Origin of the sequence: Rhizomicrobium sp., assembly GCA_037200385.1 — a bacterium.
Classification (GTDB): Bacteria; Pseudomonadota; Alphaproteobacteria; order Micropepsales; family Micropepsaceae; genus Rhizomicrobium.
The window spans coordinates 2828209-2843352 of record JBBCGL010000001.1 but is presented as its reverse complement, the minus strand read 5'-3'; the positions used below and the strand labels follow the sequence as shown (position 1 = coordinate 2843352).

Here is a 15144-nt window from a genome sequence, read left to right as displayed (position 1 = left end):
CTCTTCAGTTGCTGCTGTCCAGCTTTACGCCCGGATTTTCGGCGTCGTAGTAAGTCATGACCACGCCGGATTTGCCGTCCGCGCGACGTGCGAAGACGAAGCTGTCTTCGCTATTTTGGGGCGACAGGAACACACCATTGCCCTGATAGCGCAGCGGAATGGTCGGTCCGCCGCCACCAAGCCCACCTAGAGTCACTGCCAGCTTGCCGTCGGCATAGGCAAAGCCCAGCTTGGCGGCGCCGAAATGCAGAGCCAGCGCGTAATCGCCTTCGAAGGCCTTTGCTTCGTCCGCCGTCAGCGGCAAGTCGGCCGACCTGCGCGCCGGGATGCCGAGCATCACACGGGCAATCTTTCGTTCGATGGTCGACGGTGGAAAGCTTGCGCCTTGGTGATTGGTCAGCACAACGATGGTGAGATCGTCCTTGGGATAATACGCATAGTGCGCGGCGAAGCCGAAGATGTCGCCGGAGTGCGAAATCTTCCGATGTCCCTCGAAGTCGCCCAGCACCAGACAGCCCAGCGCGTAGGGCAGCGGGGTGCCGTCAGCCAAGGGGTCGAGCGTGAGGATCAGGTCGCGAACGTGCTGTGACGTTGCGGCCGAGGCGAAGACACCGTGGCGATATCTGATTAGATCGCCCGCGGTCGAGGCGATGGCGCCCGCCGAGAAGGGAACGACCCAATCATAACGTTGCGCGTTCTGGAACACCTTGCCGTCGAAGCTGTACCCGGCCGCGCGGCGCTTCAGCACGGTCTGCCAGTCCGGAATGGACGTCGAGGTCATGCCGAACGGCTCGAAGACATGCGTCCGCAGATATGTCGGGTAGTCGACGCCGGAGACCTTCTCGATCACCAGGCCAAGCAGGTAGAGGCCGGAATTGGAATAGCTCCAGCCCGTCCCGGGCGGAAACAGAAGGTCCTTCGTCGCGAAGGCGGCGACCATCTTGTCCCGCGTCGTGGGGTCCTGCGAGTGCAGCGGGAAATCCTTCAGCTCCGTATAGTTCTGAAGCCCGGACGTATGGTTGAGCAGATTTCGGATTTTCAGGTCGTGCGCCGGCTGCGGCAGAGCAGGCAGGACATCGCCGATCTTCGCATCCAGTGAGAGCTTGCCGGCATCTACCAGCTGCATGATGGCAAGGGCGGTGAAGGACTTTGTGATCGATCCGATCTGGAAGATCGTGTCGGCACGCACCGGCACGTTACGCTCGAGATCGGCGAAACCGTAGCCCTTATCGGCAATGATTTTGCCATGCCGCTCGATGGCGATCTCGACGCCGGGATAAGGCCCCTGGACCAGCGCATCGGCAACGATCGCGTCGATGGCCCCCAGCGATGCGTCATCGCCTTTCTGCTTGTTCTTCAAAGGAGCGGCGCCGGCCGCACCGACAGCAAGCACCGTCACCAGCAGGGCGGACAACCGCAAAAGGCGGAAATTCATGATGGATCCTTTGCTCAAAAGGCGGCGTCTGGGACAGAAGACGTTCGTACCACCCAAAAACTGACATAACAATCATGTTTCTGGCATATTGCGTCGGTATGAGCCGGGCCGTCGGATAGGTATTGTTCTACCTGCGTGGCGGCTCGGCGTAGTTGGCACCGCATTGACAAAGAGCCCCGTGGTCTCCCACACTTATGAAAGTGAGTTTAGTATCATATTTGGAGGGCGAGATGTCGCGCCAGGGCCGGAAATTTGGAGCACTCCCGTTGCTGGCCGCGAGTCTCCTGGTGTCGGTGGCGTGGTTGGGCGCCAGTTTCGCCAATTCCGTGAGCCCCTCTTCGCCGGTCGCCGCTGTCGCACATCCGGATGGTTGGTCGGACCGCGCCTATTACCTGAAAATGCCCGACGGCACGCGCATCGCGATCAGCTTGTACTTTCCAGGCGGTAAGCCACCGTCCCAAAGGGTCCCGGTTATCTTGATCCAGACGCGTTACGGTCGCGCCGGAATCTACGGCCACAGCGAAGGCGGTCGCTACAAGGACTTTGTGGCGGCCGGCTATGTCGTTGCGATGGTTGATACTCGCGGGTCGACCGCGTCTTTCGGCAAACGGCGTGTTGAGATCGGTCCGGACGAAGTCGCGGACATGAACACCATCGTGGCCCATCTCAAATCACAGCCTTGGTCGAACGGTCAGGTGCTCGCCACGGGGGTGTCTTATATGGCCGACACGGCCGACATCGCGACCGGCGCGCGTCCCCGCATCTTGGGCGCCGTGGTCCGCGAAGCGGATTTCGATGCCTATCTCGATCTGTTCAATCCCGGCGGCGTCTACAACGAATTGATGATGCGCGAATGGGGTGGCGAGACCTTGCGCCGCGATCTCGGCCGTTCGATCGACCCGTCGCTCAACCTGGACTGCGCCTTGCGGGTCGGCGACTGCGCCAAACTCTGGCCACGCCTGCAGCAGGTCGACGGGGACGACGACTTCAATCTCATCCGCGAGGCGATCGCCGGGCGCGAGCGCTGGTTGCCCGACGACTATAAAGACGCGGAATTCCGCGATGACCTTGGCCGCAACGGCTTTTCGATGTTCGATTCCTCGTCCGGTGCTCACCTCGCTGCGATTCGCGCTCGGAAAGTGCCTACACAGTATTGGGGAAGCTGGATGGACGCGGGCACTGCCGAATCCGTCTTGGCGCGCTACCGCTCGTTGCCGAATGTGCCGATGGATGTCTGGCTCAGCGGTCACGCCCATGGCGCCGATATGCTTACCGATCCGCTGCTGCCCGACCAGCATGCACCAATTCCATCCTTTGACGACCAAATGGCCGGGATCGGAAAATTCTTCGCCGAGGTTCGCGCCGGCAAGCCGATCGGGCGCCAGATCCACTATTACGTATTGGGCACCGGACGGTACAAGACGACCAAGGCTTGGCCCCCGACGGACGTCACGCGGGAAGTTTTGCGCTTCGCGCCTTCCGGTGCGCTTGCTGCGTCCGGCGCCGACGCGAGCGACGGTGAAGATGCCTATGCCGTGGACTTCACGGCCACGATGGGCCTCAAGACCCGCTGGACGACCCAGATCGGAGAGCCCGCGGCCTATCCGGATTTGCGCGACGCCGATAAGAAGTTGCTGCTCTATACAGGTGACGCCATGACGGCCGACACCGAGATCGTCGGCACGCCAACGGTCTCGCTCTATGTCTCGACCCAGAGCAAAGACCCCGCCTTCTTCGTCTATCTTCAGGATGTCGCGCCCGACGGGCGAGTCAGCTATCTGACGGAAGGTGAATTTCGTGCCGTAGACCGCAAGCCTGCGACGGCTGCATCGTTGCCCTATGCGCAGTCTGCGCCTTTCCACAGTTTCCGCCGGGCCGATGCCGAGCCCGTTATTCCAGGTCAAGTGTTCGAAGCCAGCTTCGCGCTCTTTCCGGTTGCCGCGCGGATTCGCGCCGGTCATCGCTTGCGTGTCGCGATCGCCGGCGCGGACGCCGACACCTTCCGCCGCTATTCCGACGGCGGCAGCGACGTTTTCAGGGTTCAGCGGTCCGCTCGCCATCCCAGCGCCATCACGGTCGCGCTACGCCCCTGGCGCGATTGAGCGCGCCATGGACGACGACTCGCTTCCGCGCGAATTGGCGTCGCGCCGCGCAAAAGCACTCGCCATGGGCGGCTCCGAGCGGGTCGCGAAACAGCATGCGCGCGGAAAGACGACGGCACGCGAGCGTATAGCGATGCTCGCAGATCCGAGCAGCTTTCGCGAATACGGCCAGTTGGCGTCTCATTCGGGCGCGCAGGGACGGCCGCAGGCTATCGAGGATATCAGCGCGGCCGACGGGGTTGTCACAGGCTTTGCGACGGTCGATGGCCGCCCGGTCTGTATCGTCGCGGAAGACTTTACGGTGCTGGGCGGCACGTTCGGCATCGTCCATGGGCGCAAGAAATTGCGCGCGATCGAAATGGCAAGCCGCGAATTGCTGCCCGTCGTCTGGATACAGGACGGCGCGGGCGCTCGGGCCCAGGAGATGATCGGCGAGGGATTGCCGGAAGGCCCTCACTATTTCGCCATTGCGCGCCATTCCGGGATCGCGCCGCAGGTTGCGGTCGTGGCCGGCCCTAGCGCCGGTGATTCGTCGCTGATCGCCAGCCTGTGCGAATTCATCATCATGGTCGAAGGAACCAGCATGCTTGCGGCAGGCGGCCCGCCGGTGGTGAAGGCGGCGACAGGTCAGGACGTCGAGAAGGAAGAACTCGGCGGCGCCTCGATCCATTGCCGCATCTCCGGCCTTGCCGACAACGCCGCACCGGATGACGCGAGCGCTATCGCGATGGCGAAAAGGTTTCTGTCCTATCTGCCGACCAATGCGTGGTCTTGGCCGCCTTCCAGCGCAAATGAAGGCCCGGATATGGATGCTGCGGCGAATCTCGCGACGGTCATTCCCGCGGATATGCGTCGGCCCTACGATGTAAAGCGCGTGATCGCTGCGATCGTCGACAAGGCCAGCTTTTTTGAGATCGGTCCGGAATTCGCCGGCATGCTGGTTGTCGGTTTCGCACGCATCGAGGGCCACCCGGCGGGAATCCTGGCCAATCAGCCTGTCGTGCAGGCGGGCGCGATCACGGCTGCGGCGGCGCGCAAAGCACGGCGATTCATCGACTTGTGCAATGCCTATCATCTGCCGCTGATCTTCCTGCAAGACGTGCCGGGCGTCATGCCGGGACCGCAGTCGGAGCGCGAGGGAACCCTGCGCCCCGGTCTTGCGCTGACCTATGCGCTGGCCTGGGCGGAGGTGCCGCGGATCACGGTCGTGTTGCGGAAGGCTTTCGGTTATGGCGCCGTCGCGATGGGCGGCGGTGGACATTCCGGGCAAACGCTGGTGCTCGCCTGGCCAGGGGCGATGTTCGGCTCCTTGCCGGCCCGCAGCGCGGTGCTCGCCGCACATGCCCAGGAAATCGAGGAAGCGGCCGACCGAGAGGCCCATGAGCGCGAGCTTGTGGATCGCTACAATCGCAGCAGCGGCGCCTTCCATGCCGCGGCAAAGGCGAACATCGACGATGTCGTCGCGCCCTCCGAAACACGTGAGCGTCTCGCCGAGGCTCTGGCGCTGGCTCGCACCCGGCGGACCAAGCCGCCCGAACCGCGATATCGGCGCGGCGTGATGCCCTAGCGAAATCGCCGCTGCGCTGCATCGGCGACATTGCGCTGATCCTGATCAATCCTGTTGCATCCGACAGCGCTAGCGTCCGCTGGTGGTCTCAAGGGAGTGGCGGATGACACGAATGATGAAAGCCGCGGTGGTCCATCAATTGGGCAAACCGCTGACCATCGACGAGATTCCAATTCCCGAACCGGGCGTCGGCGAGGTCCTGGTCAAGATCGTTTCCACCGGCGTCTGCCACACCGATCTCCATGCCGCCGACGGAGACTGGCCGGTCAAGCCGACGCCTGCCTTTGTTCCCGGTCACGAAGGTGCCGGTGTCGTCGCCGCCATCGGTCCTGGCGTGACGGGCCTGAAGGAGGGCGATCCGGTCGGCATTGCCTGGTTGCACGACGCCTGTGGCGGTTGCGAGTATTGTACGACCGGTTGGGAGACGCTGTGCGAGACCCAGCATGACAGCGGCTACAGCGTGAACGGCACCTTCGCGGAATACGCGATCGGTTCGGCGGCCTATGTCGCGCGCCTCCCGGCCAACCCGGATTTCGCGCTCATGGCGCCGATCCTGTGCGCGGGCGTCACGACCTATAAGGGTATCAAAGAGACCGAAGCACGGGCCGGTGAATGGATCGCGATTTCCGGCGTGGGTGGCCTCGGCCACGTCGCGATTCAATATGCCAAGGCAATGGGCCTGCATGTCGTCGCGCTCGATGTCACCGAAGAAAAGCTCGCTTTGGCCGTAACGCTCGGCGCCGACATCGCAATCAATGCGGCCGAGCCGGACGCCGCCGCGCAGGTGATAAAGCAAACCGGCGGTGGGGCGCACGGCGTGCTCGTCACCGCGGTGTCGCCGAAAGCCTTCACCCAGGCCGTCAACATGACGCGCCGCAAGGGAACGGTCAGCCTGGTCGGCCTGCCGCCCGGCGACTTCGCGACACCGATTTTCGACATCGTATTGAAGCGCATCACGATCCGCGGCTCCATCGTCGGAACGCGACGGGATCTGGCCGAAGCGATCGCCTTCGCGGCGGAGGGCAAAGTTCGCCCGCATATCCACAAGGCGAAACTCGAAGACATCAATCACGTGTTCGCGAACCTGAAAGCCGGCAAGGTCGACGGCCGCGTCATCATCGACCTGTAGAAGAACACTGAAGATGGTCTCGTGGTCGGCCTACGAGCCGTGGACCAGATCGTGCACATAGCGCAGTTTTGCGATCACATTGGGCGACAGGATGAAGGGATAGAGGTCGCTCTGCCCCATGCTGCGGTTCAGACTGTTCATCGCAAAGGTCAGCGGCAGCCAAGCGTCTATTAGCGCCGCGATCGATGGGTTTTCATAAGGGGCAAAATCGACGGCGGCGGTGAGCTTGGTCCGCCAGCCGGGCTTGACCCTTACCCTGATGCCGAAGGCGCCAGCCGTCTCCAGCGTGTCGACGATGTGAAGGTAGTGAGCCCAGGTCTCGGCGAAGTCTTCCCAAGGATGCGCGCTGGCATAGCTGCTCACGAAGTTCTGCTGCCAGTCGACCGGCGCGCCGTTTTGATAGTGCGCCTGCAGCGCGGCCGCGTAGTCTTGACTCTCGTCGCCGAATATCGCGCGGAAGCCGTCGAGTTTGCCTCCGTCGCGCACCAACACATCCCAGAAATAGTGCCCGATCTCGTGCCGGAAATGGCCAAGCAAGGTACGATAGGGCTCTCCCATTGCCGCGCGGACATGCTCCCGCTCTGCATCGTCCGCCTCTTTGACGGCGAGCGTGATCAGCCCGTTGTCATGCCCCGTCATGACGCTTTGGCCATGGGTCTGCGGCGGATCGGCCAGGAAGTCGAAAGCCAACCCATGCTGCGGATCGTCGGTCCGGTTGCGAAGCGGAAGCTTCAACTTCAGCAGGCTGTAAAAGAGGCGATGCTTTGCCGCCTCGATCTTGGACCAGTGACCGGCATTTTCGGGCACGGACAGATCGGGGACCGTCCGGTTGTGGCGGCAGGCTGCGCAGAAGGCGCTTTTGCTCCGGACCGGCACCATCCAGTTGCAAACGCCGAATTCCTGGTTCTGGCAAAACCGATAGCGGCCACGCGCAGCCAAGGCGCGAAACGTGCCGTCTGTCAGGGGCTCGATGGCAGAAATCGTTTGCTTATCAGCAAGATAGCCGAGCGCGTGACCGCAATTTTCGCATCGGATATTCTCGAAATATAGCAATTGCCCGCAGGCTTGGCAGGTGAAAACGCGCATGGTGTGGGTCCCGGGAAGCGAGGGGTAACGCGGCGGGCAAAAGGCTGGTTCCGGGCTCCTTTGACGCGGTTGCGAAAGTGGCGTGGCAGGTTCTTCGCAGTTGCGGCAGAGTACCGGGAATGAGCATCCAGGTCGCCCTCCGCCATTCCACCCGCTACCGTTACGATCGGCTGATCAATCTTGGCCCCCAGATCGTGCGGCTGCGCCCCGCGCCACATTGCAGGACCCCAATCCTGAACTATGGCCTGACGATCAGCCCAGACCGGCATTTTCTCAACTGGCAGCAGGACCCGCAGTCCAACTGGCTGGCGCGTGTCGTGGTGCCGGAGAAGACCGACCATTTGACGGTGACCGTCGATCTCACCGCCGAGCTGAATGTCATCAATCCGTTCGATTTCTTTCTGGAGCCTGAGGCCGAGGCATTTCCCTTCGCCTACGCGCCGGAAATGCTTGAAGATCTCAAACCCTATCTTCAAGCCGCAACGCTCGGCGCCAGTTTCGAGACCTATCTCGCCGCTGTTCCGCGCCTGGAAAAGCCGACGACCGGATTTCTCTTCGATCTGAATGCGCAGGTGCAACGTGACATCGCCTATCTCATTCGCATGGAGCCGGGCATTCAAACGCCGGACGAGACCCTGGAGCGTCGTGCCGGCTCCTGTCGCGATTCGGCATGGCTGCTGGTGCAGTTGCTCCGTCGCCTCGGTGTCGCCGCGCGCTTCGCGTCGGGCTATCTGATCCAGCTCAAGCCAGATCAGAAGTCGCTCGATGGTCCGTCCGGCGCCGAGCAGGACTTCACCGATTTGCACGCCTGGTGCGAGGTCTATTTGCCCGGCGCAGGCTGGGTTGGGCTCGATCCGACCTCCGGTCTCTTCGCGGGCGAGGGGCACATTCCATTGGCCTGTGCGGCCAATCCTACACATGCGGCACCGATCACGGGCTCGCTGGACGAGTGTGAGGTCGCGTTCGAGTTCGAGATGTCGATCCATCGAGTCGTCGAGCCGCCGCGCGTGACAAAGCCCTACACGTCCGCACAATGGCGCGCGATCGATGCTCTCGGCGATCGCATCGATTCGATGTTGAAGGACGGCGACGTGCGCCTGACGATGGGTGGAGAGCCGACATTCGTATCGATCGACGACATGGACGGCGCGGAATGGACCACAGCCGCCGTCGGGCCCAATAAGCGCGGGCTCGCCGACACGTTGATCCGCCGTCTGCGCGACCGTTTCGCGCCTGGCGGTTTTCTCCATCACGGGCAAGGCAAGTGGTATCCGGGCGAAAGCCTGCCGCGCTGGGCCTTCGCGCTCTATTGGCGCGGCGACGGCGTTCCACTTTGGCGGGATGTCGAGCGCGTCGCGCGCGAGGCCGAGGATTACAAGCCGACAGCCGATGATGCTCGCATGCTTATCCAAGGCATTGCGCGCCGCCTCGATGTCAATCCGGCCTATGCCGTGCCGGCGTTCGAAGATCCGTGGCACTATCTCGGCAAGGAAGCCGCGCTTCCCTCCAATGTCGATCCCCTGGACTCCAAGCTTGAGGACGCGGAAGAGCGCGCGCGTCTGGCCCGCGTGTTCGAACGGGGGCTGAACAGTGTGGCGGGCTATGTGCTTCCGGTGCAGCGATGGAACGCGCCCGACAAGCGGCGCTGGCGCTCCGAGCGCTGGACTACGCGGTCGGGGCGGTTGCAATTGATACCTGGCGACTCGCCTGTTGGTTATCGCCTGCCGCTGGACGCGCTTCCTTGGTTGCCGGAGGCCGCACGGCCCTTCGTCCCGCCGCCTGATCCGTTCGAAAAGCTGCCGCCATTGCCCGAGCGCGACTCCTATCGCCAGCCCTATCTTGCGGGTGCGCTGCGCGATCCGGGTTGGGAAGCCCGGCGCGAGCGCGTCGAACAGGAGCCCCCGGTCGAAAGTGCCGCTGTCCGTACCGCGCTTGCTGTCGAGTCCCGCGATGGTCGCCTCAACGTCTTCATGCCTCCGGCGGAAAGCGCTTCCGACTATCTCGACCTCCTCGCCGCCGTCGAGGACGCCGCTGCCGAAATCGGCGCGCAGCTGCACATCGAGGGCTATGGTCCGCCTTACGATCCCCGCATCAACGTCATCAAGGTGACGCCCGATCCGGGCGTGATCGAGGTGAACATCCATCCCGCGCGATCCTGGCGCGACCAAGTCTCCATCACCGAAGCGCTCTACGAAGAAGCGCGCCAATCGCGCCTGGGAACCGAGAAGTTCATGCTGGACGGCCGCCATACCGGCACCGGCGGCGGCAACCACATCGTCCTTGGCGCGCAGCAACCGGCAGACAGCCCATTCCTGCGTCGGCCGGACCTTCTGAAGAGCCTCATCGCCTATTGGCAGAACCACCCGTCTCTCTCGTACCTGTTTTCGGGCATGTTCATCGGCCCCACAAGTCAGGCGCCGCGCATAGACGAAGCACGTCTCGATTCACTTTACGAGATGGAGATCGCGTTCCGCGAAGTGCCGGAGCGAGGTGCAGGCGGCGTTCCTCCGTGGCTGGTAGATCGCATTTTTCGCAATCTTCTGATCGATGTCACGGGCAACACCCATCGCACGGAAATCTGCATCGACAAGCTTTATTCGCCCGATGGCCCCACAGGTCGCCTCGGCCTTGTCGAATTCCGCGGCTTCGAAATGCCGCCGCATCCGGAAATGAGCCTGGCCCAAGGCCTGTTGCTCCGGGCATTGATCGCACGGTTTTGGCAGGCGCCGTATCGCGCCCCGCTCGTCCGCTGGGGCACGGCACTGCACGACACCTTCATGCTGCCGCACTTCGTCTGGGCAGATTTCGCCGATGTGATCGCGGATATGAACGCGAGCGGGTTCTCCTTCGACGCGGAATGGTTCCGCCCCCATTGGGCCTTCCGCTTCCCGTTGGCCGGCAAGGTGCAATATGGCGGCGTGGCGCTCGAACTGCGCCAGGCGCTCGAGCCGTGGAATGTGATGGGTGAGGAGGGCGCGGTCGGCGGCACTGTCCGCTTCGTCGATTCTTCCGTCGAGCGCCTGGAGGTGAAGGCCGCGGGCTTGGTCGATGGGCGTCACAAGATTCTCGTGAATGGCCGGGCTGTGCCGCTCAAGTTCATTTCACAGGGTGAGTCGGTGGGCGGCGTCCGCTTCCGGGCCTGGCAGCCGGCAAGCGCCCTGCACCCTACGATTCCCAGCCATGCACCCCTGACCGTCGAGGTCTGGGACGGCCGACGCAAGCGGTCCTTAGGGGGATGTACCTATCACGTCGCGCATCCTGGAGGACGCAACTACGTGACGTTTCCCGTCAATGCCTATGAAGCCGAGGGCCGCCGGCTGGCGCGGTTCGAACCGTTCGGATTCACCGGCGGCATCTTCGAACCGCCGGCGGAGGACATACATCCCGACTTTCCGCACACGCTCGACCTGAGATGGCGATGAACGAGGTCGTCCCTCGGTCGAAGCGATCGGCACGCTACGACGAGCTACGCGATGCCGATGGGGCTGTGCGCCCCGACTGGAAGCCGCTTGCCGATGCCTTGGGTGCAATGGGCACCGCGGAGTTCGCCCGCCGCGGCGCGGCCGCGCAGGCGATGCTGCGCGAAAATGGTGTTACCTACAATGTGTACGACGACGCCGGCGGCCAAGCGCGCCTCTGGCAGCTCGATATCGTGCCGTTCGTCATCGGACAGTCGGACTGGCGGATGATCGAGGCGGGGGTGATCCAGCGCGCCGAACTTACGAACGCCGTGCTGCGGGACGTCTACGGACCGCAAAAGACGATCGCACAGGGCCATTTGCCGCCGCATCTCGTGCACGGTCATCCGCAATTTCTCCGCCCTTTGGTGGGTCTGGAGCCGCCGGACGGCGTGCACGTGCATCTTTATTCCGCGGATTTGGCCCGCATGCCCGACGGATCATGGATGATCGTCGCCAGTCGCGCCGATGCGCCCAGCGGCATCGGCTATGCGCTCGAAAACCGCATCGTGGTCGGGCAGACCTTTCCCGATCTTTTCAGCGAAATGCGGGTTCAGCGCCTGGCTTCGTTCTTCAATGCCTACCGCGAGCATGTTCTGTCTCTGGGCCATGGTCGGCGCGGCCGCGCCGTCCTGCTCACGCCGGGGCCCCACAACGAAGCGTATTTCGAGCACGCCTATCTTGCGCATTATCTGGGCCTGACCCTCGCCGAAGGCGATGATCTCGCCATGCGCGATGGGCAGGTTTATCTCAAGACGCTGATGGGCATGGAACGCGTCGCGGTCATCTTCCGACGCGTGGATTCCGACTTCTGCGATCCTCTCGAGCTTCGCGGCGATTCCGCGCTGGGCATTCCCGGCCTGGTCGAGGCCGTGCGCTCGGGCAGCGTCGTGCTGGCGAACGCATTGGGCGGCGGCGTGATGGAATCGCCGGCGATGGACGCCTATTTGCCCGGCCTCGCGCGGGCCTTGCTCGGCGAGAATCTCAAGATTCCGGATATTCCGACCGTCTGGTGCGGCACCGAATGGGGCATTCGGGAAGCGCTCGCGCGGCTGGATCGCGTTGTCGTGCGGGACGCCTTCGATGCGCGCCCGCTATTCTCGCGACAGTCCTCGGCCCGGCTGGGCAGCGAACTCACCTTGGCCGATATACGCGTGCTGAAGGACCGGATTTCGCGCCGCGGTGCCACCGTGGTGACGCAAGATGCCGTGCCGCTTGGTCTCGCGCCGGTTTATCGCGACGGCAAGCTCGGGGCACGCCCTGTGTCGCTGCGCGTCTTCGCAGCCTGGACGCCCGACGGTTACGTCGTGATGCCCGGCGGCTTGGTGCGGGTCGCACCGGACGACCATGTCCGAATGCTCTCGATTCAATCCGGCGCCGCCAGCAAGGACGTTTGGGTCGGTGGACAAGGACCGGCCGATACTTTCAGCCTGCTCAATCCGCCGAGCCGGGCGATCGAGATTCGGCGCACTGGTGAGGCGCCGCCCAGTCGCGCAATGGACAATTTGTTCTGGCTGGGCCGCTATACGGAACGCGCCGAAAGTCTCGTGCGCATCCTGCGCGCCGTAACTTCCCGACTCGGTGAGGATCCGAACCTCGCCGTGGTCGGCGCGGAACGCTTTTTGCTTCCCTACGCGCAGGCGAGCACAGCCGCGATCCGCGAGACGATCGCAGGCGATGATACGAAGTTGCGCGGCGAATTGCACGGCCTTCTCTATGACCGCAAGGCAACTGACGGATTGCAGCGGCTTCTCTTTCGCGTACGCCAAGCTGCCTGGGCGGCGCGAGATCGTCTTTCGCTCGATACCTGGCGCACGATTCACATCCTCACGGAAAGCGTGCCGCCCGGCCGGAGCGACGAATTCGATCTCGCGCAGGCGCAAACCACGCTCGACGCGCTGGTGCGGCGGACGGCTGCGTTTTCCGGGCTCTGTGCCGAAAACATGACGCGAGGGCCCAATTGGCTGTTCGTGGATCTTGGCCGTCGCGTCGAGCGGGCTTCACATCTCACCTGGCTCGTCGGCCAGGCCGCAGGCCTGTCCGCGGATTCCGAAGCGGGATGCATCCGCATGGTGCTGGAGATCGCGGACAGCGCCATGACGTATCGGTCTCGCTATTTGAACGTCTTCGATGTCGCCGCGCTGATCGATCTGCTGCTGCTGGATGAAGGCAATCCGCGCGCCGTCGCTTTTCAACTGGCGGCAATCGAAAGGAACTTGAAGGAATTGCCGCTGATGACTCCGGCCCAGCGCGGTGGCAGCGCTTTGCGGATCGCCGGCGACGCGCGGCTTGCGGCAGCCGGCGCCAATTCGCTGTTGCTTGCCGTGTCGGGAGAAGACGGCGAGCGGACCGCGCTCGGCATGTTCACCGCAAAGATCGAAAATGCGATGACACACGTGACCAACGCGATTACCGATGCGTACTTTCAACATACGCTGTATCGGCGCACCGGCGCGGCGCCCGCGCGCGAGATGCCGTGATGCGATACGATGTCCGTCATCGCACGTCCTATCGTTATCTGCAGGATGTGTCCTATTCCTGTCATCTCGCCCATTTGCTGCCGAGGGCGACGGATTCCCAGAGCGTCGAGCAGGCGGAGATCGCATTGTCTCAGCCCGCCGCCCGCCGGCGCCGTATGGCCGATTATTTCGGAAATGTCGTGGAGTGGTTCGCGATCGACCAGCCTCATGCAGTGCTGGAGGTCATCTCGCAGTCGCGCGTGATCGTAACGCCGGCCAGACCGTTCGGTCCCACCGGGAGTGCGGCTTGGGAGCGCGTCAAAGGGGCTTTGGCGGACACTGCTCCGAGCGACGGCTGTGATGCCGTGCAATATACGTTCGACTCGCCGTTGACGGCGTCGAGCTCAGCCATCGCAATCTATGCAGCGCAAAGCTTTCCGGCCGGACGCGCGATCGTCGATGGCGCGTTGGACTTGATGCATCGCATTCACGCGGATTTTCGCTACGACACAACCGTGACGGACGCCGCGACGCCGGTTCATCGCGTGTTCGAGATCCGCTCGGGTGTCTGCCAGGACCTCGCGCATGCCGCCATCGCCTGTCTGCGCGCGCTGGGCCTCGCCGGACGCTATGTAAGCGGTTACCTCCTGACCAAACCGTCGCCGGGCCAGCCCCGCTTGCTTGGCGCCGATGCCAGCCATGCCTGGTTCTCCGTCTGGGCGCCGCCCTTTGGCTGGGTCGATCTGGATCCGACGAATGACGTGCGGGTCAGCGACGGCCACGTGACACTGGCCTGGGGCCGGGATTATGGCGACGTGGCACCGCTCAATGGCGTGATCACCGGCGGGAGCGAACATGTCGTAGAGGTTGGCGTCGATGTGATTCCGGCCTGATCCGCTCGATCCGGCGCCGGAATACGCAAGTGTCGAAGTCGCGACGGCACGAAGCGATATCTGGGCAAACTACATAGTGGCGAGCTGTGCAGATTTGCGCCGAGGCGATCGATGCTCCATGTGCATAGGGAGAACGCCTTATTCCAGACCCTGCGATTCTCCGTACGCGGAAGTCCCAGCTATTGATTCGATTCATTCTTAACGATGCTCCAACGGTCTCGCAGCAATTGCACCGATCGAACGGGAAACATCGACATGTCACTCAATGCCGCGCACGAACAGCCTCGCAGCATCGTTCTGCCGCATTCCGCGGTTGCGATCGCCGCGGCTCCGCCGGTTGCGCCCACGACGCTGCACGAGCACTTGGTTCTGTTGCGCGACGCCGGGGCAAGACTCAAGTTGTCTCGCAACGAAATGATCTTCCAGGAGGGCGATCCGGCTCAGCATATTTATCGGATCGTGAGTGGAACGATCCGACTTTGCCGTCATACGCCCGACGGCCGTCGCCATATCGCCGAATTCGCGCTGGCGGGAGACCTGTTCGGGGTGCTCGGCGGGCAACAACAGGCCTTCACGGCGGAGGCGGTCGGCGACGCCGTTCTCGTCGCCTATTCGCGGACTCAGCTCGATCGCGTCGCGGAGTGCGACGCGCGCTTCCGTGCCAACGTGCTTTCGCACCTGTCGACCGACCTGTTGAGCGCACAGCTCCATACCTTCATCCTGGGCTGTCAGAGCGCCAAGGAACGCGTCGCATCGTTCATCGTCCGGTTCGCGGAACGGACCGGTGCTATCGAAACCGGTCGGCTGACGCTCCCGATGGGTCGACAGGACATCGCCGATCATCTCGGTCTTACGATCGAAACGGTCTGCCGGGCAATCACGGCGCTAAAGAACGACGGCGTGTTGCTGGTTCCCAGCGTTCACGAACTCCTGCTGCGGAATGTCGAAGTTCTATGCAGCTTGGCCGAAGGTGATTCCTTGCACTAGCCGGCGGCTTCGCTCGCGGCCGCAAAGC

At 63.2% G+C, this 15144-nt stretch carries 9 protein-coding genes; 7 read left to right on the top strand and 2 right to left on the bottom strand.

All coding sequences use genetic code 11. The features are described from left to right. Positions 1-4 precede the first annotated feature (4 nt). Positions 5-1414 (bottom strand): serine hydrolase domain-containing protein, encoded by a 1410-nt coding sequence (locus WDM91_13380; GenBank protein ID MEI9995582.1) that lies wholly within the window; start codon positions 1412-1414, stop codon positions 5-7. A gap of 251 nt (positions 1415-1665) precedes the next feature. Between WDM91_13380 and WDM91_13375 the strand changes: the two genes are divergently transcribed. The 3 genes from WDM91_13375 (at position 1666) to adhP (ending at position 6233) form a co-directional block, all read left to right on the top strand. Beyond that, a complete protein-coding gene (locus tag WDM91_13375) occupies positions 1666-3537 on the top strand; it encodes a CocE/NonD family hydrolase (GenBank protein ID MEI9995581.1) in 1872 nt (623 codons plus the stop codon). 7 nt (positions 3538-3544) lie between these two features. Further along, complete coding sequence (locus WDM91_13370; GenBank protein MEI9995580.1) at positions 3545-5104, top strand: carboxyl transferase domain-containing protein; 1560 nt, start codon at positions 3545-3547, stop codon at positions 5102-5104. A 103-nt stretch (positions 5105-5207) separates the two neighbouring features. After that, positions 5208-6233 (top strand): alcohol dehydrogenase AdhP, encoded by a 1026-nt coding sequence (gene adhP, locus WDM91_13365; protein ID MEI9995579.1) that lies wholly within the window; start codon positions 5208-5210, stop codon positions 6231-6233. Positions 6234-6263: 30 nt separating this feature from the next. Here the strand turns inward: adhP and WDM91_13360 are convergent, their stop codons facing one another. Then, positions 6264-7319, bottom strand: coding sequence for a putative zinc-binding peptidase (locus WDM91_13360; GenBank protein ID MEI9995578.1), 1056 nt, complete (start codon positions 7317-7319; stop codon positions 6264-6266). Between the two features lie 119 nt (positions 7320-7438). Here WDM91_13360 and WDM91_13355 point away from each other — a divergent pair, with 119 nt between their 5' ends. The 4 genes from WDM91_13355 (at position 7439) to WDM91_13340 (ending at position 15116) form a co-directional block, all read left to right on the top strand. After that, positions 7439-10741 (top strand): transglutaminase family protein, encoded by a 3303-nt coding sequence (locus WDM91_13355; protein MEI9995577.1) that lies wholly within the window; start codon positions 7439-7441, stop codon positions 10739-10741. Next, complete coding sequence (locus WDM91_13350; protein ID MEI9995576.1) at positions 10738-13257, top strand: circularly permuted type 2 ATP-grasp protein; 2520 nt, start codon at positions 10738-10740, stop codon at positions 13255-13257. The genes WDM91_13355 and WDM91_13350 overlap by 4 nt, the downstream gene beginning before the upstream one ends. After that, positions 13257-14129 (top strand): transglutaminase family protein, encoded by an 873-nt coding sequence (locus tag WDM91_13345; GenBank protein MEI9995575.1) that lies wholly within the window; start codon positions 13257-13259, stop codon positions 14127-14129. The genes WDM91_13350 and WDM91_13345 overlap by 1 nt, the downstream gene beginning before the upstream one ends. A gap of 255 nt (positions 14130-14384) precedes the next feature. Next, entirely contained in the window at positions 14385-15116 is a 732-nt protein-coding gene (locus WDM91_13340; protein MEI9995574.1) for a cyclic nucleotide-binding domain-containing protein, read from the top strand. The last annotated feature ends 28 nt before the right edge of the window (positions 15117-15144 follow it).